This is a genomic window from Gordonia sp. OPL2 (assembly GCF_003797825.1).
Lineage (GTDB): Bacteria > Actinomycetota > Actinomycetes > Mycobacteriales > Mycobacteriaceae > Gordonia.
This window is the reverse complement of record NZ_RKME01000005.1, coordinates 225,079-248,269: the sequence shown is the minus strand read 5'-3', so window position 1 is coordinate 248,269 and position 23,191 is coordinate 225,079. Positions and strand designations below refer to the sequence as shown.

The 23,191-nt window shown below is 66.5% G+C and carries 17 protein-coding genes, 1 pseudogene and 1 riboswitch; of the genes and pseudogenes, 11 read left to right on the top strand and 7 right to left on the bottom strand.

What is annotated here, in order from left to right; translation table 11 throughout:
- The first annotated feature begins 7 nt into the window (after positions 1-7).
- The gene (locus EEB19_RS08045; protein WP_187584907.1) at positions 8-361 is read left to right on the top strand and encodes a hypothetical protein; all 354 of its coding nucleotides are present in this window, start codon (positions 8-10) and stop codon (positions 359-361) included.
- Here the strand turns inward: EEB19_RS08045 and EEB19_RS08040 are convergent.
- Positions 259-1,872, bottom strand: a complete 1,614-nt coding sequence (locus EEB19_RS08040; RefSeq protein WP_187584905.1) for an MFS transporter — start codon at positions 1,870-1,872, stop codon at positions 259-261. The two genes, EEB19_RS08045 and EEB19_RS08040, sit on opposite strands and share 103 nt — an antisense overlap.
- 91 nt (positions 1,873-1,963) lie before the next feature.
- On the opposite strand from EEB19_RS08040, the gene EEB19_RS08035 reads away from it, so the two are divergent.
- Positions 1,964-2,668, top strand: coding sequence for a TetR/AcrR family transcriptional regulator (locus tag EEB19_RS08035; protein WP_187584903.1), 705 nt, complete (start codon positions 1,964-1,966; stop codon positions 2,666-2,668).
- Here the strand turns inward: EEB19_RS08035 and EEB19_RS08030 are convergent.
- The gene (locus EEB19_RS08030; protein WP_187584901.1) at positions 2,602-3,189 is read right to left on the bottom strand and encodes an NTP transferase domain-containing protein; all 588 of its coding nucleotides are present in this window, start codon (positions 3,187-3,189) and stop codon (positions 2,602-2,604) included. The two genes, EEB19_RS08035 and EEB19_RS08030, sit on opposite strands and share 67 nt — an antisense overlap.
- A gap of 173 nt (positions 3,190-3,362) precedes the next feature.
- Between EEB19_RS08030 and uraD (EEB19_RS08025) the strand changes: the two genes are divergently transcribed.
- From uraD (EEB19_RS08025) to metE, 4 genes and pseudogenes are all read left to right on the top strand, one after another.
- Entirely contained in the window at positions 3,363-5,360 is a 1,998-nt protein-coding gene (uraD, locus tag EEB19_RS08025; RefSeq protein ID WP_187584898.1) for a 2-oxo-4-hydroxy-4-carboxy-5-ureidoimidazoline decarboxylase, read from the top strand.
- A gap of 9 nt (positions 5,361-5,369) precedes the next feature.
- Entirely contained in the window at positions 5,370-5,903 is a 534-nt protein-coding gene (gene uraD, locus EEB19_RS08020) for a 2-oxo-4-hydroxy-4-carboxy-5-ureidoimidazoline decarboxylase (RefSeq protein ID WP_187584896.1), read from the top strand.
- Complete coding sequence (uraH, locus tag EEB19_RS08015; protein ID WP_187584894.1) at positions 5,900-6,226, top strand: hydroxyisourate hydrolase; 327 nt, start codon at positions 5,900-5,902, stop codon at positions 6,224-6,226. The genes uraD (EEB19_RS08020) and uraH overlap by 4 nt, the downstream gene beginning before the upstream one ends.
- 71 nt (positions 6,227-6,297) lie before the next feature.
- Positions 6,298-6,524, top strand: a riboswitch (cobalamin riboswitch).
- Between the two features lie 123 nt (positions 6,525-6,647).
- Positions 6,648-8,929: pseudogene (gene metE / locus EEB19_RS08010) on the top strand (5-methyltetrahydropteroyltriglutamate--homocysteine S-methyltransferase).
- A 12-nt stretch (positions 8,930-8,941) separates the two neighbouring features.
- Here metE and EEB19_RS08005 read toward each other — a convergent pair.
- Positions 8,942-9,886: an AraC family transcriptional regulator gene (locus EEB19_RS08005; RefSeq protein ID WP_187584892.1), complete on the bottom strand. Its 945-nt coding sequence runs from the start codon at positions 9,884-9,886 to the stop codon at positions 8,942-8,944.
- A gap of 135 nt (positions 9,887-10,021) precedes the next feature.
- On the opposite strand from EEB19_RS08005, the gene EEB19_RS08000 reads away from it, so the two are divergent.
- The 3 genes from EEB19_RS08000 to EEB19_RS07990 are packed head-to-tail and all read left to right on the top strand — an operon-like array spanning position 10,022 to position 12,930.
- Positions 10,022-10,591: a flavin reductase family protein gene (locus EEB19_RS08000; protein WP_187584890.1), complete on the top strand. Its 570-nt coding sequence runs from the start codon at positions 10,022-10,024 to the stop codon at positions 10,589-10,591.
- A gap of 50 nt (positions 10,592-10,641) precedes the next feature.
- Positions 10,642-12,264 (top strand): 4-hydroxyphenylacetate 3-hydroxylase family protein, encoded by a 1,623-nt coding sequence (locus tag EEB19_RS07995; RefSeq protein WP_187584888.1) that lies wholly within the window; start codon positions 10,642-10,644, stop codon positions 12,262-12,264.
- A gap of 30 nt (positions 12,265-12,294) precedes the next feature.
- Positions 12,295-12,930, top strand: coding sequence for a nucleoside/nucleotide kinase family protein (locus tag EEB19_RS07990; protein WP_187584969.1), 636 nt, complete (start codon positions 12,295-12,297; stop codon positions 12,928-12,930).
- On the opposite strand, the gene EEB19_RS07985 is transcribed toward EEB19_RS07990, so the two are convergent.
- From EEB19_RS07985 to prpD, 4 genes are all read right to left on the bottom strand, one after another.
- Positions 12,914-16,303 (bottom strand): pyruvate carboxylase, encoded by a 3,390-nt coding sequence (locus EEB19_RS07985; RefSeq protein ID WP_187584886.1) that lies wholly within the window; start codon positions 16,301-16,303, stop codon positions 12,914-12,916. The two genes, EEB19_RS07990 and EEB19_RS07985, sit on opposite strands and share 17 nt — an antisense overlap.
- A 148-nt stretch (positions 16,304-16,451) precedes the next feature.
- Positions 16,452-17,612, bottom strand: a complete 1,161-nt coding sequence (locus EEB19_RS07980) for a bifunctional 2-methylcitrate synthase/citrate synthase (RefSeq protein WP_187584884.1) — start codon at positions 17,610-17,612, stop codon at positions 16,452-16,454.
- A complete protein-coding gene (gene prpB / locus EEB19_RS07975) occupies positions 17,609-18,547 on the bottom strand; it encodes a methylisocitrate lyase (RefSeq protein WP_187584882.1) in 939 nt (312 codons plus the stop codon). The genes EEB19_RS07980 and prpB overlap by 4 nt, the downstream gene beginning before the upstream one ends.
- Positions 18,547-20,049 (bottom strand): 2-methylcitrate dehydratase PrpD, encoded by a 1,503-nt coding sequence (gene prpD / locus EEB19_RS07970; protein WP_187584880.1) that lies wholly within the window; start codon positions 20,047-20,049, stop codon positions 18,547-18,549. The genes prpB and prpD overlap by 1 nt, the downstream gene beginning before the upstream one ends.
- A gap of 119 nt (positions 20,050-20,168) precedes the next feature.
- On the opposite strand from prpD, the gene EEB19_RS07965 reads away from it, so the two are divergent.
- Entirely contained in the window at positions 20,169-21,596 is a 1,428-nt protein-coding gene (locus tag EEB19_RS07965; RefSeq protein WP_262365512.1) for a short-chain fatty acyl-CoA regulator family protein, read from the top strand.
- Between the two features lie 94 nt (positions 21,597-21,690).
- On the top strand, positions 21,691-23,160 hold the full coding sequence (locus EEB19_RS07960) for an MFS transporter (RefSeq protein ID WP_262365515.1): 1,470 nt from the start codon (positions 21,691-21,693) through the stop codon (positions 23,158-23,160).
- The last annotated feature ends 31 nt before the right edge of the window (positions 23,161-23,191 follow it).

Sequence of the window (23,191 nt, the reverse complement as noted above, 5' to 3'; positions counted from 1 at the left end):
CGGCGACGTGGATCCCGTCGAGATCAACGCCGGGTCGTGGTACCTGCGCGCACTGCGCGCCGACGACCGGGTGTCCGACGTTCCCGCACTCGCCGATCTCGGAGTCCCCGACCCGTATGACCACGTCGTCTCGTCGGCCCGCAACTGGGCCGACGAGACGACGTTCGTCTGGGCGGTGTGCGTTCCGACCACCGGCGAACTCATCGCCCTGATCGGTGTCGCCGAGGACGGCCGCATGTTCGGCCGCGCCCGCAGCGGTTATGTCGGCGCACTCTCCGAGTCCGTACCCGTCGTGGCGCGATTCGCCACGGGCGCACTGGGACTCGAGGTCTCCCCGACACTCGACGACGCGCTCTCCTGAGCCCCGCCTCCGTCGTCGTGGAAGTCCCGGCTGCGGATCAGGAAGAACGTCACCACCGCCGCCACGATCGCGACGAGCGCGGAGATCCCGAGGATCAGGTCCAGCGCGTTCGCGTAGCCACGGCCGGCCTCGGCGAACAGTTCGCCGCGCAGTGACGCGGGTACGGTCGCTGCGACACGGGCGATCTCACCGTCGGCGACCGCCGTCCCGATCTCGGTGGCCCGGGACGCCAAGGGCCCACCCTGCAGCGCCGCACCGACCTGGTCGGCGAACCGGGACGCCAGCAGGCTGCCGAGCAATGCGACACCGGTGGCGATGCCGATCTGGCGGAACGTCGAGTTGATGCCCGACGCCATCCCAGCCCGCGCCGGTTCGACGACGCCGACCGCGGTCGATGCCAGCGGCGGGTTGATCAGCCCGGTCCCGATCCCCGCGACGACGAAGCCCGGCACCAGTTGGGTCCAACTCCCAGTCGGATCGGTGCCGCGCATCAGCCACAGTCCGACGGCCACCAGCACGAAGCCCGGACCGATCAGCCAGCGGACCGGCACCAGATCGGACAGCCGCCCGGCCACCCCGGCGGCGACGAAGACGACACCAGAGAACGGTAGGAATCGCAGGCCGGCCTCGAGTGCGGTGTAGCCCATGATCGTCTGCAGATAGATCACCAGGTAGGTGAGCACCGAGAACATCGATGCCGAGATCGCCCACGCCGCGATGAGCCCGCCGTTGAACGTCGGGACCCTGAGCAGAGCCGCATCGATCATCGGGGAACCGACGGTCCGTTCGACGACGACGAAGGCGCCGAGGAGCACCGCGGCCAGGACCAGTGAACCGGCCACCGGAATGGATCCCCATCCGTCGGCGTGACTGCGGATGAGGCCGAACACGAGGAAAGCCAGTGCGGCACTGAAGGTCACACATCCCAGCCAGTCGATCCGCTGCACGCCCGGCGCCTTGGACTCGTCTACCCCGACGGCCGTGACGACCAGCGCCGCCACACCCACGGGGATGTTGACGAAGAAGATCCAGTGCCATGACAACCCGCTGGTGAGGATGCCGCCGAGCACCGGACCGACTGCGACCGAGACGCCGGTGACCGCACCGAACACGCCGAACGCGACCCCTCGTTCCCTCGGGGCGAACGCCTGGGCGAGCAGCGCCAGGGAGGTCGCGAACATGATGGCGCCGCCCACCCCCTGCAGCGCGCGTGCGGCGACAAGCGTCTCGATCGTCGGTGCCAGCCCGCACGCCAGCGACCCGATGGTGAAGACGACGATGCCGGACGCGAACACCCGGCGCCGACCGATGATGTCGGCGATCGTGCCCGAGGTGAGCAGCAGCGCAGCCAGGGTCAGGGCATACGCGTCGATCACCCACTGCAGACCGGACAGCGACGACCCGAGGTCGGCCTGGATGTCGGGCAGTGCCACATTCACGATCGTCACGTCGAGCAGCAGCATGAAGACGCCGGTACAGACGGCTGTCAGGGTCAACCACTTCCGAGCCACGCCGGCCTCCTTATTGAGTACGAACTCAATAAACATGACACATTCTGAGTGATTACTCAACAAATATCGTCATCCAGGTAGAGTGGCCTTCGTGGTGCGCCGTGGACGACCCCCCAAGATCGGTCGCGACGAGATCGTCGTGGCGACCCTCGGCGTCATGACCGAGCGTGGCATCGCCGGCCTGACGACCCGCGAGATCGCTTCGCGGGTGGGCATTTCCGAAGGAAGCATCTTCTATCACTTCGGCGACCGCAAAGGCCTGATCAAAGCTGTGTTCGACGAGGCGCTGCGCCCGCTGTGGCAGTTCCGCGCCGTTCCACCGGGCCCACCGGCGACCGCCGACGAGCTGCGCGAGGGACTGCATCGCTTCGTCGTGGGGGTCGCCGAGTTCCTCGAGTCGGGCCTCGATGTGATGATGGCGGCGCAGGCCGACGTGTCGGTCCGGAACGAGACGTTCGCGGTCATGCTCGAGAACGACTACGGCCCGCAGCGCGGCATCGATGCCCTGACGCGTTACATCTCGTCGGCGCAGGCGAGCGGGGTGGTCGCCTGCTCGGTCGATCCGCAGGCCGTGGCCCAGATCCTCATCGCCGCGACCTTTCTGCCCGCCGCGCAACCCCGCATCGTCGGACACACCCGTGGACTCGTGGCCCCCGAGCGCATCCTCGACTCGGTGATGGCCCTCCTCGTCCCGCCGCCGTCGTCGGCCGAAGATGCCGCCGCGGACGATCAGCGCCGGTCGATGTCGACACCCGTTGCCAGATCACCACATTCGACGGCGACCACGTCGTCGTGATGTGCCGCGAGATAGGGACCCGCCCCGACGTCGCCGGTCAGTGTGGCGGCCAGCGAGGCCAGATGGTCGGCGCCGACACAGACCGGGTGCCCGGGGCGCCCACCGAAGCAGGCGCGAGCCAGTGCCCCCCGCGACGGCCCCGCCGCCGCGATGACCCGCGCCACCACCTGTGCACCGACGTCCGGCGTGTCAACAACATGTAAAACCATCGCGCACAACCCGGGCCTACGACGGCCCTCGGCGATCGCCACGCGCACCGTCTCACCGAGCCCCTCGGCCCACCGCGGCACCTGAAGCGCCGACGACCCGGCCGGCGGTTCGACGACCCGGGCCCCCATCGCGACGAGAACCTCCCCGCACCCCCCGGCAGCGAGTGCATGCACCGCCCGATTCTGCCACTGACCTTGGTGTGCACCGATTTTGGGCTCTCCGAACCGGCTCCCGGCGCCCGCCGCGAGAACGACCCCGAGAACCTCACCACCCGGATGCACCGGGGCTCGCTCCCCTGTGTCCTCGCCCATCACGATCACCTCCCGCCCGCCGGCCCGCACGTCCGTTCCGTCCCTTTTACCTTGCCGCAATATACGATCCGCCGCCGAGCGGGAATGCGTTGCGAGGTCCACTATTTAGCTGCCACCGGGGGCGCAGCGACGCCATGAGCCCGATGGCCGAGATCGTAGAAGGCGAGAGGGACATGGCTGACAAGCACATTGCCGAGGCATCGACCGCCCCGGCCCCGGCGCGACGCAAGCGCGTCCACCCGGTCGACGAGGTGCCGCCCGCCGGCAAACTGGTCGCACTCGGCGCACAGCACGTGGTCGCGTTCTACGCGGGTGCCGTGCTGGTGCCGCTGCTCATCGCCCGCGCCATCGACCTCGATTCCGAGGCGCTGACGATGCTGATCACCGCCGATCTGTTCACCTGCGGCATCGCGTCTCTGCTGCAGGCGGTCGGGGTGTGGAAGATCGGTGTGCGACTGCCGCTGCTGCAGGGGATCACCTTCGCGACTCTCGCGCCCGTCATCCAGATCGCCAACAATCACGGCGGTGGCCGGGTCGGTCTGCAGACCGTCTACGGCGCCGTGATCGCCGCGGGCGTCTTCACCTTCCTGATCGCACCGTTCTTCGCGAAACTGATCCGATTCCTGCCGCCCGTGGTCACCGGCACCCTGATTACGATCATCGGCGTCTGCCTCATCCCGGTCGGTGCGGGCGACGCCGTCAGCGACCCCGCCACCCACCTGCACGATTCGGCGAACTGGCGATGGGTGCTCTACGTCCTCGGCACCATCCTCCTGATCGTGTTGATGCAGCGCTTCTTCCGCGGCTTCATGGCCACCATCGCCGTCCTGCTCGGGCTCGTCGTCGGGACATTCGTTGCCTGGTTGTTCGGCGACGCATCCTTCTCCTCCGTCGGCGAGGCGAGCTGGCTCGGGTTCACCCCGCCGTTCGCGTTCGGATGGCCGCGCTTCGACATCGTCGCGATCGTCTCCCTGATCGTGGTGCTGCTCGTGGTCGCCGTCGAGTCGACCGGCTCGGTGTTCGCGACCGGTGAGATCGTCGGCAAGCGGATCAAGAAGGAAGACGTGGCCGCCACGGTCCGCGCCGACGGTCTGGCCACCGTCATCGGCGGTTCGTTCAACTCGTTCCCGTACACGGCGTTCTCGGAGAATGTCGGTCTCGTCCGCCTGACCGGGGTGAAGAGCCGCTGGGTGGTCGCGTGCGCGGGCGTCATCATGATCATCCTCGGCGTGCTGCCGAAGCTGGCGAAGGTCGTCGAGTCGATCCCGGCGCCCGTGCTCGGTGGTGCCGCGCTGATCATGTTCGCCACGGTTGCCATCGTCGGCATCCAGACGCTCACCTCGGTGGACTTCACCGATCATCGCAACCTGATCATCGCCGCGACCTCGCTCGCCGTGGCGCTGTACGTCCAGTTCTCGCAGTCCTCGGCGCCGACGACGGTCATCGAGAAATCCGGCGAGCAGGTGGACGTCCCCGCCTTGCCCGGCGTCGACCAGGCGATGCCGAACCTGATCTTGCAGATCCCCTTCTCCACCGGCATCACCATGGGCGCGATCACCGCGATCCTGTTGAACCTCTTGTTCTTCCACATCGGTGCGAAGGGTCCGGCGGTCGCCGGCGGGGGCGACATCACGCTCGACGAGGTCAACACCATGACCAAGGAGCAGTTCCGCGAGACCTTCGGCGGCGTCGTCCAGAACGTCGACTGGGTCCTCGATCGGGCCTGGGACCAGAAGCCCTTCGAGGACGTCCACGATCTGCGCAGCGCCTTCCAGGAGGCCATGCTGACCGGCAGCGACACCGAACAGCTCGACCTCATCCGCGCCTTCCCCGACCTCGGGGCCGAGGACGAGGACACCGGCGAGCTGGTCGCCGTCGACCACAAGGGGCTGTCGCATCTGGAGGAGACCGAACACGAGAACGTGGTCAACCTGGCCGGGGCCTACCGCGATCACTTCGGGTTCCCGCTGGTGATCTGCGCCCGCGAGACCGAGCGCTACGACCGCGTACTCCGCAGCGGGTGGGCCAGGATGGACAACTCGGAGACGAGCGAGAAGTCCTTCGCACTCATCGAGATCGCCAAGATCGCCAACTACCGGTTCGACGATCTCGTGGCGGACGCCAATCCGTTCACGTCGGCCCGGTTCAGCCGTCAGCCCGAACTCTCCTAGGCTGGGTGTATGCGTCGTGTCGATTGGCGGGGACTGGCCAGCTTCAACGAGCTGTCCCAGCACCAGGCGATCCATCAGCTGTTCGAATGCTGCAGCTCCAGCATCTGGGCGTTGCGAGTCGCGAAGGCCCGTCCGTTCTCCGACGACGAGGGATTGCTGGAGTATGCCGACCTGATCCTCGCCGAGCTCACCGATGCCGACCTCGACGAGGCACTGTCCGGTCATCCGCGCATCGGTGACCGGCCGGACAATCCGGCATCGGAGCGCGAGCAGTCGGGGGTGGCGGGTGCGGAGACGGCCGTGCTCGCCGAGCTCAAAGAGCTCAACGCGGCCTACGAGGAGAGGTTCGGTCACGTCTATCTCGTGTTCGCGAACGGCCGTCCGGCGCACGAGTTGCTCGACATACTCAAGCAACGGATGCACAACGACCCGGAGACCGAACGCCGCGTGATGCGGATGGAGCTGGCGAAGATCAACCGCAGCAGACTGATCCGTATGCTGACACCGGCGAGCATCTATCTCGAGGAGGAGGCGGCAACGTGACCGGCCTGTCCACCCACGTCCTCGACGCCGTCACCGGTTCCCCGGCAACCGGTGTCGAGGTGTCCCTGCAGGACGCGAGCGGCACCGAGCTCGCCTCCGGGGTGACCGACGCCGACGGACGGATCGCCCAGGTGAACGTCGTTGCACTGATCCCCGGCATCCATCATCTCGTCTTCGACACCGGCAATTGGTTCAGCGCCAACGACATCGCCGGGTTCTATCCCGAGATCGACATCTGCTTCGAGGTCGACGACCCCGATCGGCACTATCACGTGCCGGTCCTGCTGAGTCCCTACTCGTACTCCACCTACCGCGGGAGCTGACCGTCGGCAGCCTGCGGTAACGTGGCGATCGCAGTTGGTTCGTCGCCCTGCCACAAGGAGCCCCTACGGCGGTGTGCGACGTCGAGTCCGGTTGTCCTGCCCGACGGGTGGTGGCTACCGACGAGAGGGAATCCGGTGTGAATCCGGAGCTGTCCCGCAGCGGTATGTCGGAACGACCGCCGTCATGAGCACTGGACCGAACGGTCCGGGAAGCGACGGCCAGTAGGAGCGTCGAGCAGTGTGAGCTGCAGATGAGTGCCGACGAGCCCGAAGACCTGCCAGGTGTACCGGGCGCGCCGCGTCCGGTGGCTCACCGCCTCGTGGAATGGGCGCAGGTCGAACTCGCGTGTCGTCATGGGGCCGTGTTCGAACGCACCTGCAGGCGGTGGACCTTCCGCAACGTTGCAGGAGTGCTCTCATCATGTCGACACCGACATCACCGGCGGACGTCCGCCGATTCACCACCACTGTGCTCGGGACCGCACGCATCGGACCGAACCGCGAACTCAAGCGAGCTGTCGAGGGGTCCTGGGCCGGCCGGGTCAGCGCCGCCGAGCTCGACAGCACGGCGGCGGACCTGCGCCGCCGGTCATGGCAGGAACTCGTCACCGCCGGGATCGACTCGATCCCGGTCAACACGTTCTCCTACTACGACCAGATGCTGGACACGCGGTCATGCTCGACGCGCTGCCGCCGAGGGTGGCCGGGATCAGCGATCCGCTCGATCGCTACTTCGCCGCCGCACGGGGCAACGCAGATGTGACCCCGCTCGAGATGACCAAGTGGTTCGACACGAACTATCACTATCTCGTCCCCGAGATCTCGGCAGACACGCAATTCACCCTGCGACCGGACAAGGTGCTGTCCGAGATCGCGCAGGCCCACGGCGCCGGCATCACCGCCCGCCCGGTCGTCATCGGACCGATCACCTTCCTCGCGCTGGCCAAGGCGGTCGACGACGCCCCGGCGCCGATCACGAGGATCGATGACCTCATCCCGCATTACATCGACTTGCTCGACAGACTCGTCGACGCCGGTGTCGAGTGGGTGCAGTTCGACGAGCCCGCGCTGGTCTCCGACGTCGCCGACGGGCTGCCCGAGCTGGCTCACTCCGTGTACTCGCGCCTCAGCGGTGTGTCGCGGCGTCCCGCGATCCTGGTCGCGACGTATTTCGGCGACGCGGGCCCCGCGCTGGGTGCGCTGGCCCGTACCGGGATCGAGGGCGTCGCCGTCGACCTGATCGAGGGTCGTGTCGAGTCGGTCGCCGCAGCACCGGAACTGTCGTCGAAACTGGTGGTCGCGGGCGTCGTCGACGGCCGGAACGTCTGGCGCACCGACCTCGACGGTGCACTCGGTACCCTCGGCACGCTCCTGGGGTCGGTCGGTGACCTCGCCGTATCGACATCGTGCTCCACCCTGCACGTCCCCTACAGCCTCGCGCCGGAGACGGCACTGCGCGGCTGGCTCGCCTTCGCATCCGACAAGTTCGTCGAGGTCGCCACCCTGTCGCGCGCGGTGCGCAACGGGCGCGAGAGCGAGGCCCAGTCGTTCGATGCGAGCCGCGCCGCGCTGGCCACACGGGAGACGGATCCGCGCCTGCGGGACACCGCCGTTCGCACGCGCCTCGCAGCGATCACCGATGCCGACGTGACCCGTGGGGACGCCTCGGCACGCAGCTCCGCCCAGGCCGCGCGACTGGGGCTGCCACCGTTGCCCACCACGACGATCGGCTCGTACCCGCAGACGACCACCATCCGGAAGGCCCGTGCGGCACTGCGTTCGAAGGCCATCGACCGCGCGGAGTACGAGCGGCGGATGCGCGACGAGATCTCGAGCGTCATCGCATTGCAGGAGAAGATCGGGCTCGACGTGCTGGTGCACGGGGAGCCCGAGCGCAACGACATGGTGCAGTACTTCGCCGAGCAGCTCGACGGATTCTTCGCGACCACGAACGGATGGGTCCAGTCCTACGGCACCCGCTGCGTCCGCCCACCGATCCTGTTCGGCGACGTGTCCCGGCCCGACCAGATGACCGTCGACTGGATCACCTACGCACAGTCGTTGACCGACAAGCCGTTGAAGGGAATGCTCACGGGTCCGGTGACGATCCTGGCCTGGTCTTTCGTCCGCAACGATCAACCGTTGGCCGACTCGGCGAATCAGATCGCGCTCGCCATACGTGACGAGACCGTGGATCTCGAGAAGGCCGGTGTGGGCATCATCCAGGTGGACGAGCCCGCTCTGCGGGAGCTGCTGCCGCTGCGCGACGCCGACAAGCAGGCCTATCTGGACTGGGCGGTGCGCGCGTTCCGGCTGTCCACCTCCGGGGTCTCCGACGCCATCCAGGTGCACACCCACCTCTGCTATTCGGAGTTCGGCGAGGTGATCGGCGCGATCGCGGCCCTCGATGCCGACGTCACGTCGATCGAGGCCGCCCGTTCGAGCATGGAGGTCCTCGAGGACCTGAACGCGGTGGGCTTCGCCAACGGAGTCGGCCCTGGCGTCTACGACATCCACTCTCCCCGGGTGCCCGATGCGAACGAGATCCAGAAGTCGTTGTCAGCCGCACTGGAAGCCGTTGACGTGCAGCGACTCTGGGTGAATCCCGACTGCGGACTCAAGACACGCGGAACCGACGAGGTGGTCGAGTCGCTGACCAACATGGTCACCGCCGCGAAGGCCGTCCGCGCTTCGCTCTCCTGAGAGACGTCGCCGTCACAGGTCGCGTCGGACCTGTGACGGCGACACCCCGTACTTGTGCCGGAACGCCGCGGCGAACCGGCCCGAATGGGTGAAACCCCACTTCAGTGCCGCATCGGTCACCGACTGAACCTGCCCGAGCCGGAGGTCGTCGTGCACGGCCGCGAGTCGGATGTCGGTCAGGCACTCACGCGGCGTGCGGCCCACGTACTCGCGAAACCCCTCCTGCAGGCGCCGGACGCTTACCCCGGCCACCTCTGCCATGTCTGCCGCCGTCCATGATCGGGCCGGGTCGGCGCGCAGCGCATCCAGGACCCGTGTGACGATGCGCGGGCGCGGCAGGTGCACGTCTCCAGGGTCGGTCGGTAGCGCCGCCAGGAGAAACGCATCGGTCAGCGACCCCGCCAACTGCTCGGCGACGAGCGGATTGCCCAGCAGCGGGTCGTCGGCGGGCTGAGACGCGATCGACTGCACCAACCGGAACCAGCTCGCCCCCTCCGGCGACCGCAGATCCACCTGATCCGGGATCTGCATGTCGGACCCGCTCGCGACCCGGTCGACCTCGCGCCGCAGGAAATCCCGATCGATCTTGATGCCCACGATCGTGCAGGTGCTCGACCACCGCGTGATGTCCGCCGGCGTGTCGGGCGGATTGATGGTGGCCAGCCCGTTGGTCGAGACCACGGAATGTCCACCCACGTGCGTCTCGAGCACCCCGCCCAGCGGGACGTTGATGCCGTAGGCGCCGGGGTGATCGGAGTGGATCGACACCTCCGCGCCCCATCCGATCCGCGCGATCCGCAGTGGGCCGACGACGGTCACTGCCACATCCGCGTCGACCGCACTGCTCTGCGACTCGCGTGGGCTCAGGCTGTGCGGGAAATAGGCGTCGGAGACCGCGTGGGAGGCAGCATCCCAGTCCGGATCATCCGGCATGGTCAGCTGCTCGAGTCGGCTCATCACTTCTCCTCACGACCGCCGGTCAGAAGTCCGTCGCGCATTCCGGCTCGCCATCGCGCTCAGCGGATCGTCCTGCGGGCTGCAGTCGCCCTATGTTCTACATCACAGTGTGCCCCACGAGAAAGGAGGATGGCGATGGAACGCAAGGCACTGCAGAACATCTTCGGACAGTTCGCCAGCGGCGTCACCGTGATCACCTGCGAAAACGCCGACGGCGAGCCGCACGGAGCGACGGTCACCGCATTCACCGCCGTGTCGCTGGAACCGAGGCTCTGTCAGGTCACCTTGACGCGGAAGTCCAAGGCGTGTGGATATCTCGAGCAGGCGCCGTTCGCGGTGAACATCCTGGCGGCCGATCAGCTCGACATCGCAATGCATTTCGCCGGACGGCCGACGACGCCCGGACCGGTCTGGGCCGACGGCGCGACCGCGCCGATCCTGTGCGGATCGGCCGCCACGCTGAGCTGTGAGGCGTGGCGCAGCTACGACGGCGGCGACCACATCATCTTCATCGGCGAGATCGTCGACGCCATGTCGTCGGGGAAGCCGCCGTTGCTGTACTACCGCAGCACCTTTCACGATCTCGGTGAACCGAGCGTCAATGCGCTGTGGTCACTGTCGGCCGACGACCCGCATTCGGGCTGGTTCGACTCGACGACCACCTTCACCCCGTTTCATCTGCGTCGGGCCGACCAGCCCGCGTGACCCCCATCCATCGACACCATCGATCAATCGATCAGAAAGAGATATCAATCATGACCACCATCGAACGTCCCGACACCGCCTCCGACGATCAAGCGCCTCAGCAGAATCCGGCTGCGGACTCGGCGGTCAACAAGACCCGCAACTTCGCCTCACGTCCGATGACCGGTGACGAATACATCGAATCGCTTCGCGATGGCCGGGAGATCTGGCTGCACGGGGAACGGGTCAAGGATGTGACCACCCATCCCGCCTTCCGTAACCCGGTGCGGATGACCGCACGCCTTTACGACTCGATGCATGAAGGGCCGCACAAGGATACGGTGACCGCGCCGACCGACACCGGCAACGGCGGGGTGACGATGCCGTTCTTCAAGGCGCCGACGAGCGCCGACGACCTCGTCAAGGAGCGCGACGCGATCGCCGAGTGGGCGCGGATGACCTACGGGTGGATGGGTCGCTCCCCCGACTACAAGGCCAGCTTCCTGGGAACCCTGCACGCCAACAAGGATCTCTACGCGCCGTTCGAGGCCAATGCCGAACGCTGGTACCGGGAGTCGCAGGAGAAGGTCCTGTACTGGAACCACGCGATCATCAATCCGCCGGTGGATCGCCAGCTCCCGCCCGACGAGGTCGGTGACGTGTTCATGAAGGTGGAGAAGGAGACCGACGCCGGGCTCATCGTCTCCGGCGCCAAGGTCGTCGCGACCGGCTCGGCCATCACCAACTACAACTTCATCGCCCACTACGGACTGCCCATCCGCAAGAAGGAGTTCGCCCTCATCTGCACCGTGCCGATGGATGCACCGGGCATCAAGCTGATCTGCCGGACCTCTTACACCCAGCAGGCGGCCGTGATGGGCAGCCCCTACGACTACCCGCTGTCGAGTCGGATGGACGAGAACGACACCATCTTCGTCTTCGACAAGGTGCTGGTCCCGTGGGAGAACGTCTTCATGTATGGCGACGTCGAACGCATCAACTCGTTCTTCCCTCAGTCAGGATTCTTGCCGCGCTTCACCTTTCAGGGATGCACACGCCTGGCGGTCAAACTCGATTTCATCGCCGGGCTGTTGATGAAGGCGCTCGACGCGACCGGATCGGGCGGCTTCCGCGGGGTGCAGACCCGTGTCGGCGAGGTCATCGGCTGGCGCAACCTGTTCTGGACCCTGAGCGACGCGATGGCACGTAATCCCGAACCGTGGATCGGCGACACCGTCATCCCGCGCCTCGAGTACGGCCTCACCTACCGGATGTTCATGATGCAGGGCTACCCCCGGATCAAGGAGATCATCGAGCAGGATGTCGCCTCCGGGCTCATCTATCTCCCGTCGAGCGCCGCCGATTTCAAGAGTCCCGACGTCCGGCCGTACCTGGACAAGTACGTCCGCGGCTCCAACGGCATCACCGCCGTCGACCGCGTCAAGGTGATGAAGGCGCTGTGGGACTCGGTCGGCTCCGAGTTCGGTGGCCGCCACGAGCTCTACGAGCGCAACTATTCCGGCAACCACGAGAACGTCAAGGCCGAATTGCTGTTCGCCGCCCAGAACCGTGGCGGCGTCGACCAGATGAAGGGCCTGGCCGAGGCGTGCCTGGCCGAGTACGACCTCGACGGCTGGACCGTGCCCGACCTGATCGGCAATGACGACGTCAGCTACTTCGGTCCCGCGAGCTGAGGACGCATCTATCGTGACGGCGTGGGAGTCCTGACAACCGTCCTGACAGACATCGACGATGCGCTCGCCGCCGCCAGCGGCGAGCGCATCGTCGTCGGTGTGGTCGGGCCACCGGGCGCGGGCAAGTCGACGCTGGCACGCGTTATTGTCGACCACTACCGCGCAACCCGAGGGTCAGGCTTCGTCGGCAGTCTCCCGATGGACGGTTTCCATCTGTCGAACACCGTTCTGAGACACCTGGGTCGGCTCGATCGAAAGGGCGCACCGGACACCTTCGACGTGGGCGGGTATGTGGCCTTGCTCAGCCGAGCAATCCACTCGGATGCCGATGTCTATGCACCCGATTTCGACCACACCACCGGAGAGCCGATCAGTGCCTCACTCATCCTGCCGGCATCGGCCTCGCTGATCGTCACCGAGGGCAACTACCTGGCGCTGGACGGCTCGTGGGCGCCGGTTCGCGGACTGGTGACCAGGCTCTACTACGTCGACGCACCGGCTGCGGTCCGTCGCGACCGCCTCGTGCGGCGGCACATCGCGGCTGGGAGATCGCCGTCGGCCGCACGAGCGTGGGTCGACACCATCGACGAACCCAATGCCGCACTGATCGCCACGACACGCCCCACCGCAGACCTCGTCATCGAGTCCGTCAGCCGATTTCGATGAGCAGGTCGCCGGGGGCGACCTGGGTGACCGAGCCGATGGCGACACGGGCGACCTTGCCGCCCACAGGTGCGGTGATGGTGGCTTCCATCTTCATCGCCTCGATGGTGCCGATGGCGGCTCCGGCGGCGACCTCGTCGCCGACGTCTACCGACAGCGACACCACCCCGGCGAACGGCGCACCGATGTGATGCGGGTTGGCGCGATCGGCCTTCTCGGCGGCGGCCACCTCGGCATCGACCGAACGGTCACGCACCTGCACCGGACGCAGCTGTCCGTTGAGGATGCACATCACCGTGCGCATGCCCTTCTCATCGGGTTCGCTGATCGCTTCGAGCCCGATCAGCAGTTCGACGCCGGGTTCGAGTTCGACGCGGTGTTCCTCGCCGTAGCGCAGACCGTAGAAGAACTGGTTGGCCGACAGCCGCGAGGTGTCGCCGTAGGTCTCCTGGTGGTCGTCGAACTCCTTGGTGGGTCCGGGGAACAACAGCCGGTTGAGCGTGTGCTGACGTTTCTGGCCGCCGGTGTCGAGCGCCGCGGAATCCTCGGCAGAGAGTTCTTCGGTCGCCGGGGCCTGCGCCCGGCCCTCGAGGGCCACCGAGCGCAACGGTTCGGGCCAGCCGCCGGCCGGGTCGCCGAGTTCGCCACGCAGGAACCCGATCACCGAGTCCGGGATGTCGTAGCCCTGCGGATTGGCGGCGAACTCGTCGGCGGTGATCCCGCGTCCGACCAACGCCAACGCGAGGTCGCCGACGACCTTCGACGACGGGGTCACCTTGATCAGCCGACCCAGCATGCGGTCGGCCGAAGCGTAGGCCTCCTCGACCGCCTCGAACCGATTGCCCAGACCGAGCGCGATGGCCTGCTGACGCAGGTTCGACAGCTGCCCACCGGGGATCTCATGGGTGTAGACCCGCCCGGTCGGTGCGGGCAGCCCGGACTCGAACGGGGCGTAGACCTTGCGCAACGCCTCCCAGTAGGGCTCCAGATCACACACCGCGGCCAGGTCCAGACCGGTGTCGCGGTCGGAATGAGCGGCCGCGGCCACGATCGCCGACAACGCCGGCTGACTGGTGGTGCCGGCCAACGCGGCGCTGGCACCGTCGACCGCCGACGCCCCGGCCTGCCACGCCGCCAGATAGGTCGCCAACTGTCCACCCGGGGTGTCGTGGGTGTGTACGTGCACCGGCAGATCGAACTCGCGACGCAACGCCGACACCAGCGTCGTCGCCGCCGGCGCCCGCAACAAACCGGCCATGTCCTTGATCGCCAGCACGTGTGCACCGGCGTCGACGATCTGCTCGGCCAGGCGCAGGTAGTAGTCCAGGGTGTAGAGATCCTCGGCCGGATTCGACAGATCGCCGGTGTAGGACATCGCCACCTCGGCCACCGCGGTGCCGGTCTCGCGCACTGCGTCGATCGCCGGACGCATCGCCTCGATGTTGTTCAGCGCGTCGAAGATCCGGAAGATGTCGATACCGGTCTCGGTGGCCTCGGCGACGAACGCCGTGGTCACCTTCGTCGGGTACGGGGTGTAGCCGACGGTGTTGGCACCACGCAGCAGCATCTGCAGACAGATGTTGGGCACCGCCTCACGCAACTGCGCCAGCCGGTCCCACGGATCCTCTTTCAGGAACCGCAACGCCACGTCATAGGTCGCCCCGCCCCAACACTCCAGCGACAACAGCTGCGGGGTCATCGCCGCCACGTACGGCGCGACCATCATCAACCCGCTGGTGCGCACCCGAGTAGCCAACAACGACTGATGCGCATCACGGAACGTGGTGTCGGTGACCCCCAACCGCTTCGAATCACGCAGATCCGCGGCGAAACCCTCCGGGCCCAACGCCAACAACCGCTGACGCGACCCATCCGGCGGCGAGGACAGACGCGCCCGATCCAGCGTGGGCAGCTTGTCACGCGGATACACCTTCGTCGGCCGCTCCCCGTGCGGCTTGTTCACCGTCACATCCGCCAGATACGACAAGATCTTCGTGCCACGATCAGCCGAGGATCGCGAGGTCAGCAACCACGGCCGATCCTCGATGAACGACGTCGTCACCCGCCCCTCACGGAAATCGGTGTCATCGAGCACCGCCTGCAGGAACGGAATGTTCGTGGCCACACCGCGAATACGGAACTCGGCCACCGCCCGCCGCGCACGCCGCGCCGCCGTCGCGAAATCCCTTCCGCGACAGGTCAACTTCACCAACATCGAATCGAAGTGCCCGGTGACCTCGGCCCCGAGCACCGCACCACCATCCAGACGCACCCCGGCACCACCCGGACTGCGATAAGCGGTGATCCGACCGACATCCGGACGGAAATCATTCGCCGGATCCTCGGTCGTGATCCGGCACTGCATCGCCGCACCACGAATCACCAACGTCTCCTGAGACAGACCAAGATCCGCCAGCGACTCACCCGACGCGATCCGCAACTGCGACCCCACCAGATCCACATCGGTGATCTCCTCGGTCACCGTGTGCTCGACCTGAATCCGCGGATTCATCTCGATGAACACGTGCCTGCCCTGCTCATCGAGCAGGAACTCCACCGTCCCGGCGCACGTGTACCCGATGTGGCGGGCGAACGCGACCGCATCCGCGCAGATCTGTTCACGCAACTCCTGCGACAGATTCGGCGCCGGCGCCAACTCGATCACCTTCTGATGACGCCGCTGCACCGAACAGTCCCGCTCGAACAGATGGATCACATTGCCGTGCGTATCGGCCAGGATCTGCACCTCGATGTGGCGCGGATTGACCACCGCCTGCTCCAGGAACACCGTCGGATCACCGAACGCCGCCTCGGCCTCACGCGAGGCCGCCGCGATCGCATCGGCCAGGTCCGCGATCTTCTCCACCCGACGCATACCGCGACCACCGCCACCGGCGACCGCCTTCACGAACACCGGGAACTGCATCGACTCCGCGAACTCCACCAGAGCATCCACGTCCGACGACGGCTCCGACGACGCCAGCACCGGCAACCCCGCCGCCTTCGCCGCGGCCACCGCCGTCGCCTTGTTGCCCGTCAGCTCCAACACATCCGCCGACGGACCCACGAACGTGATCCCGGCATCCGCACACGCCTGCGCCAACCCCTGATTCTCCGACAAGAACCCGTAACCCGGATAGATCGCATCCGCACCACACCGCTCCGCCGCCGCGATCACCTCGTCGACCGACAGGTACGCACGCACCGGATGACCGGGATTACCGATCTGATACGACTCATCAGCCTTCAACCGATGAACAGAATTCCGATCCTCATACGGAAAGATCGCAACAGTACGAGCGCCGAGCTCATAGGCGGCGCGGAAAGCTCGGATCGCGATCTCGCCACGATTGGCCACCAGGACTTTCTCGAACACGTGATTCTCTCTCGTCAGTGCGTCGGAGCACGCCCACCGTCTGTGGTGGCGAGCGCACACATTGCCGCATGGATTACTCGCTGGGGTGGACTCAGATTACTGGTCCCCGCATCGCGGCGACACAGCGGTCGAGGGATCCGTCCGCTTTTCACCCCGCCGTCGTAGGTCTCACAAGTGTGCCGTTGACCTGTGCGTTTCCGGCAACATCGCCGACCGAGCGCTCGGGTCTGCCCGAGTACTCACTGAGTGGCCGGATCAGCGCGTTGGCCTCGGCCTGCTCCATGATGTGGGCGGTCCACCCGGTGATCCGGCTCATCACGAAGAGCGGCGTGAACGACGCGATGTCGAATCCCATCATGTGATAGGCGGGGCCAGTGGGGAAATCGAGATTCGGCTTGATCCCGGTCCGTTCCGCCATGGCGGCCTCGAGCGCGGAATAGATTTCACACCAACGACTTTCGCCGGTCAGCTCGGAGACCTCGACCAACGCCTCCCGCATGGTGGGCACGCGCGAGTCGCCGTCCTTGTAGACCCGGTGCCCGAAACCCATGACCTTCTCCTTCGCGTCGAGTTTGGCGGTGAGCCAGTCGCGTGCTCGTTCGGGCCGATCGATCTCGATCATGTCGTACATGACCGCCTCGTTGGCCCCGCCGTGCAACGATCCCTTCAGAGCGCCGATCGCCGCGGTCACCGCGCTGTAGATGTCCGAGCGGGTCGACGTCACGACGCGTGCGGCGAACGTCGATGCATTGAAACTGTGCTCGGCATAGAGCACCATCGACTTCTCGAATGCCCGGACGATGACCGGGTCGGGCACCTCGCCGAAACACATATGCAGGAAGTTCTCCGCGTAACCCAGTCCAGGATCGGGTGCGATGGGATCCTGGCCGCGGCGCCGGCGCATGTCGGCGGCAACGATGGTCGGCAGGACGGCGAACATCCGCAGCGACTTCTCGTAGTTGGCCGTCGGGGTGGCCAGGTCCTCGTCGGGGTCCTCGGTACCGAGATAGCTGATCGCGGTGCGGACGACGTCCATCGGATGACACGTCTCCGGGATACGTTGCAGGACGGACTGAGTCGACCGATCGATCCGGCGGTTGTCGCGCTCGCGCTGCCCGAACAGCGCAAGCTCGTCGTCGGTCGGCAGCTCACCGTGCCACAGCAGATACGCCACGTGCTCGAACGAGCAGAGCGCGGCCAGATCCTGGACCGCGTACCCCCGATAGGTCAGCGAGTTGGTCTCGGGTACGACTTTGGAGATGGTGGTCGTATCGACGACGACACCCGCGAGTCCCTTGTGAACGGTCATTTCCTGGCTCCCTCGATCGTGAAGTTGAACAGGTCGGAGTCGAAATCGTTGTAGTCGGCGTAGCGGAGCAGTTCGTAGAGCCGACTCCGATGTTGCATCTCGTCGACAAGTCCCGATTGCGTTCCCTCCGAGAGCATTTCGCGCAAGCCTCGCTCGACGGCACCCATGGCGATGCGCAGGGTGGTGACCGGATAGATCACCGCGTTGTATCCGGCGTCGCCGAGCTGCTGTGCGGTGAAGAGTTCGGACTTGCCGAACTCGGTCATGTTCGCCAGCAGCGGTACGTCGACGGCCCGGCGGAACTGCTCGAACTCGCCGAGATCGCGTAGTGCCTCGGTGAAGATGAGGTCGGCACCCGCGTCGGCATAGGCCTTGGCACGATCGATGGCGGCGTCGAGACCCTCGATCGCACGAGCATCGGTCCGGGCACAGATGACGAAGTCGTCGTCGCGCCGAGCCGAGATCGCAGCACCCAGTCGCTTCACCATGTCACCGACCGGAACGACCTCCTTGCCGTCCAGGTGACCGCACCGCTTCGGGTTGACCTGGTCCTCGAGATGGCAGCCGGCCAGACCGGCGTCCTCCAGAGTGGCCACCGTCCGAGCCGCGCTCATCGGCTCACCGAAGCCCGTATCGGCATCGATGAGGGTCGGGAGATCCGTTGCCCGGGCGATGGAACCGCCCCGCGATGCGACCTCGGTGAGCGTGGTCAGCCCGATGTCGGGCAACCCTAAGTCGGCCGAGAGCACCGCACCAGAGACGTAGACACCCTCGAAACCGACCTCTGCACCCAGTTTCGCTACGAGTGGTGAGAATGCTCCCGGCCAACGCTGGAGGGTCCCGGAGGCGAGACCGGCTCTCAGTGCCTGCCGTTTGGCAGACGCGGACACGGCAGACGAGAACAATCCGGAGACGGATTCGGTGGAGGCCGTCATCAGAAGATCCCTCGACCGGTCTGCGGGGCCTTGTCGAGGACGGCGGGCAGCACGAGAGTGTTGAGAACCGAGAGACCACCGGCAGTGACGGTCTCGAGCTTCTCCACATCGGCGAGGAACCGGTCCTGCTCGTTCGGCTCGACGACGCCGTCGGCCATCGATCGGAACTTCGCGATGTACTGCTCGCGACCGAACGGCCGCGCACCCAGCGGATGGGCGTCGGCGACGGCCAGCTCGTCGGTGATGACCTCCCCGTTGCGCAACGTGATGACGGCCTTGGCGCCGAAGGCCTTCTCGTTCGGGTCGGTGGAGTGATAGCGCCGAGTCCATTCCGGGTCCTCGACGGTGGAGATCTTCTTCCACAGCGCAATGGTCTCGGGCCGATTGGCACGCTCCGGTGCATACGACTTCTCGTGATCCCAGGTTCCGTCCTCGAGCGCGACGGCGAAGATGTACATCACCGAGTGGTCGAGGGTCTCCCGGCTGGCGGAGGGATCGAACTTCTGCGGATCCCCGGATCCCGTACCGATCACGTAGTGGGTGTGATGACTGGTGTGCAACACGATCGACTCGATGTCGTCGAAGTCGGAGATCTTCTCGCGCATCCGCCGCGCCAGATCGATGGGCGCCTGACTCTGGTACTCGGCGGAGTGTTCCTTGGTGTAGGTGTCGAGGATGCCCCGCTTCTCCTCACCCGGACCCGGCAACGGAATGGTGTACTCGGCATCCGGTCCGGACAGCAGCCAGGCGATCACTCCGTCCTCGCCTTCCCAGATGGGTGCCGGGGCCCCTTCTCCGCGCATAGCCCGGTCGACCGCCTCGACGGCGATCTTGCCGGCATGGGCGGGTGCGTAGGCCTTCCAACTGGAGATCAGGCCCTTGCGCGACTGTCGCGTCGCCGTCGTCAGGTGCAGCGCCTGTCCGACTGCCTGGTAGATCGTCTCGGTGTCCAGGCCGAGCATCGTGCCGAGACCGGCGGCGACCGACGGTCCGAGATGCGCGACATGGTCGATCTTGTGCTCGTGGAGGCACATTCCGCGCACCAGGTCGACCTGGATCTCGTAGGCGGTGGCGAGACCACGGATGAGGTCGTGACCACTGGCACCCACATGCTGTCCGACGGCGACGAGCGCGGGGATGTTGTCACCAGGATGGGAGTACTCGGCCGCGAGAAAGGTGTCGTGGAAGTCCAGTTCGCGGACCGCGACACCGTTGGCCCAGGCGGCCCACTCCGGGGAGTAGGTGCCCTCGACACCGAACACGGACGCACCCGGCGTCGCGGGGTGGGCCTGCGCCTGTCGCCGCGCCGACGTCACCGGCCGGCGGATGACCGATGCCGCACTCACGGCGGCGTTGTCGATGATGCGGTTGATGACCATCTCGCGCGTGTCAGCGCCCACCTCGACCGGGTCGGCGGCGACCTCGGCGATCTTCTGAGCAAGGTGCTCCGGCTGTGGGAAATCCTCGGAACTGCGATGGGTGCGAACGAGATGATTGATCATATTCGCAGCGTACGCACGCCGCGATAACAAGGAAAAGACCTGGCAAGTGCGTACTTTTGCGGACCCATTCGCGACAATATGCGAACGTTGTGAACGTTCGCCGCGCTATGCTTCCAATCATGGCCAGGATGTACGTCGGCGCACGTTTGCGCCGCCTACGCGACGAGCGCGGGCTCTCTCAGGCTGCACTGGCCCGTCGGATCGACCTGTCGACGAGTTACGTGAATCAGCTCGAGAACGATCAGCGGCCGATCACCGTCCCGGTGCTTCTGACGCTCACTCGAGAGTTCGATCTCGACGCCGATTACTTCGCATCCGACGGTGACGCGCGATTGGTCGCCGACCTGGTCGATGCCTTGGCTGCGCAGCCGGACACCCCCGACGTCAGTCGTGCCGAAATCGCCGAACTCGCGGCACGGATGCCCACGGTGGCGACCGCGCTGGTGAGCATGCACCGGCGGCTGGCCGGCACCAACAGCGAACTCGAGAGCTTTCGGGCGCACGCGTCCGGCGAGCCGACCGGGTCGCCGGCAACTCCGATGCCGTTCGAGGAGGTCCGAGACTTCTTCTACGACAGACGCAATCATGTCGATGTGCTGGACGAGGCGGCCGAACAGATCTTCTCCGACAACGGACTCTCCGTCGGAGGTCTCGACCTCCAGCTCGCTGAGCTGCTGGCGCGCGACCACGACATCCGGGTGGCGATCGCACACGACGGCGACCCGCTGTCGCGGGCGCGAACACCCAAGCGTCGCTACGATCCGGTCGATCGGGTCGTGCACCTGGCCGGGCGTCTCACCTCCGGACAACGAGCGTTCCAGCTGGCGACGCAGTTGGCGATGCTCACCCAGTCCGCCGTCATCGACGAGGTCGTCGCGCACGCCGACAACCTCAGCCCGGAGTCGGTCCCCGTCGCCCGCATCGGCCTCGCCAATTACTTCGCGGGCGCTCTCCTGCTGCCCTACGAGATCTTCCGACGGGCCGCCGAATCGGCGCTGTACGACATCGAGCTGCTGAGTCTGGGTTTCGAGGTCGGCTTCGAGACCGTGTGCCATCGGCTCTCCACACTCCAACGCACGGGAAGCCGGGGAATCCCATTCATCTTCGTTCGCGTCGACCGCGCCGGAAACATCTCGAAACGTCAGTCCGCCACGGCCTTCCACTTCTCCCGGGTGGGTGGCAGCTGCCCGTTGTGGGTGGTGCACGATGCCTTCGCCACACCCGGGCGGATCGTCACCCAGGTGTCGTCCATGCCCGACGAACGCTCGTACTTCTGGCTGGCGCGAACCACCTCGGAACACGACGGGTACCTCGCACCGCACAAAAGTTTCGCGATCGGGCTCGGATGCGACGTCGCCCATGCCGATCGTCTTGTCTACTCGACGGGCGTCGACCTGTCCGACGCGCGCACCGTGGTGCCGATCGGCGCCGGATGCAAGGTGTGTGACCGTCCCGCGTGTCCGCAGCGGGCCTTCCCTCAGCTCGGCCGGCCGATCCATGTCGATCCCCGCGTGAGCGATTCGGTGCCGTACCGGCCGCGAGCGTGACGGCCATTCCTGACACCGGGTGACATATCCGATTTCTCCTCTTCGCCACCTTGTGGATAACGTGCCAGGTGGAGGTGCATGAGTCGTGAGTGCGTTGAGCAGACCGATCGACGGAGAGATCGTGTCGGCGACCGTCGCACCCGACCGACATCCCCGACTGGCGGTGGCAGTGCTGTGTGCGGCCGGGATCGTCGTCGCCCTGATGCAGACGATCATCGTCCCGCTGATCCCCCAATTGCCGACGCTCCTCGATGCCGCACCCCAGAACACCTCATGGGCGTTGACCATCACCCTGCTGGTCGGTGCCGTCGTGACACCCATCGGCGGACGGCTCGGCGACATGTACGGCAAGCGCCTGATGCTCGTCGCCAGCATGATCTGCGTCGCCCTCGGATCGGTGATCGGCGCGCTGGCCACCACTCTGCCGGTCTTCCTGGTCGGGCGTGGGATGCAGGGTCTGGGCTTCGGCACGATCGCGCTCGGGATCAGCGTGATGCGCGACATCGTGCCGCCGCGTCATCTCGGATCGTCGGTCGGCACCATGAGTGCATCGCTGGGCGTGGGCGGCGCGCTCGGCCTGCCGTTCGCCGCCGCGATCGCCCAGCACGTCAGTTGGCACGCCCTGTTCTGGGCGTGCGCCGCAGCCGCGATCGCCGGCGCGATCGGGATTGCACTGACCGTGCCTCAGAGCGCGTCCCGCAGCGGCGGTCGCTTCGACATCGTCGGCGCCCTCGGATTGATCGCGATGCTGGTCTGCCTGCTGCTCCCGCTCTCGAAGGGATCGGTGTGGGGGTGGGCCGATCCGCTCACCCTCGGCCTCTTCGGCGGCTTCGTCGTGATCGCCGTGCTCTGGGCGCTCGTCGAACGCCGTGTTGCCAATCCCCTCATCGATCTCGGTGTCGCGGCCGAGCGCCCGGTGCTGCTCACCAACATCGCCTCGGTCGCGACCGGATTCGCCTTCTACTCGATGCAGCTCATCCCGATCCAGTTGTTGATGGCGCCCACCGCCAGCCCGAACGGGCTGGGCCTCGACATGCTGACCGCGAGCCTGGTGCTGGCCCCGAGCGGTGTACTGATGTTCGTGTTCTCGCACGTGAGCGCCCGGCTGACGGCGGCATTCGGCCCACGTATCTCCCTCGCGACCGGCGGCGTCGTGATCGGGGTCGGCTACATCGTGTTCATCGTCGCCCTGCTCGTCGACTGGGATCTGGCGTGGTGGCTGATGCTCGTGGTGGCCAGCCTCATCGGCGCGGGGCTCGGCATCGCCTACTCGGCCATGCCGGCCCTCATCATGCGCTCGGTCCGGGTGGAACAGACCGGCGAGGCCAATGGCGTGAATGCGCTGATGCGGGTGGTCGGCACATCGACCTCGGCGGCCGTCGTGGGCATGATCCTCACCTGGTCCATGGTGACCGCTTCCGAACCCGACGGCACCGTCGTGTCGGTGCCCGCGGAGACCGGCTACCTGTGGGCGTCGGGGATCTCTCTCGGCGCGTGCGTCCTCGCCATCGCCCTCGCGCTGGCCATCCCTCCGAGGCCGCCGCTGTACGTGGAGAATGTCTGATGTCGCGTCGGATTCGGCTCGAAACCCAGCC

Bases quoted from the DNA above. Each gene is read 5' to 3' on its own strand.
- EEB19_RS08030 (WP_187584901.1), bottom strand. From the start codon at position 3,189: ATGGGCGAGGACACAGGGGAGCGAGCCCCGGTGCATCCGGGTGGTGAG.
- uraD (WP_187584898.1), top strand. From the start codon at position 3,363: ATGGCTGACAAGCACATTGCCGAGGCATCGACCGCCCCGGCCCCGGCG.
- uraD (WP_187584896.1), top strand. From the start codon at position 5,370: ATGCGTCGTGTCGATTGGCGGGGACTGGCCAGCTTCAACGAGCTGTCC.
- EEB19_RS08005 (WP_187584892.1), bottom strand. From the start codon at position 9,886: ATGAGCCGACTCGAGCAGCTGACCATGCCGGATGATCCGGACTGGGAT.
- EEB19_RS08000 (WP_187584890.1), top strand. From the start codon at position 10,022: ATGGAACGCAAGGCACTGCAGAACATCTTCGGACAGTTCGCCAGCGGC.
- EEB19_RS07995 (WP_187584888.1), top strand. From the start codon at position 10,642: ATGACCACCATCGAACGTCCCGACACCGCCTCCGACGATCAAGCGCCT.
- EEB19_RS07980 (WP_187584884.1), bottom strand. From the start codon at position 17,612: ATGACCGTTCACAAGGGACTCGCGGGTGTCGTCGTCGATACGACCACC.
- prpB (WP_187584882.1), bottom strand. From the start codon at position 18,547: ATGACGGCCTCCACCGAATCCGTCTCCGGATTGTTCTCGTCTGCCGTG.
- prpD (WP_187584880.1), bottom strand. From the start codon at position 20,049: ATGATCAATCATCTCGTTCGCACCCATCGCAGTTCCGAGGATTTCCCA.
- EEB19_RS07965 (WP_262365512.1), top strand. From the start codon at position 20,169: ATGGCCAGGATGTACGTCGGCGCACGTTTGCGCCGCCTACGCGACGAG.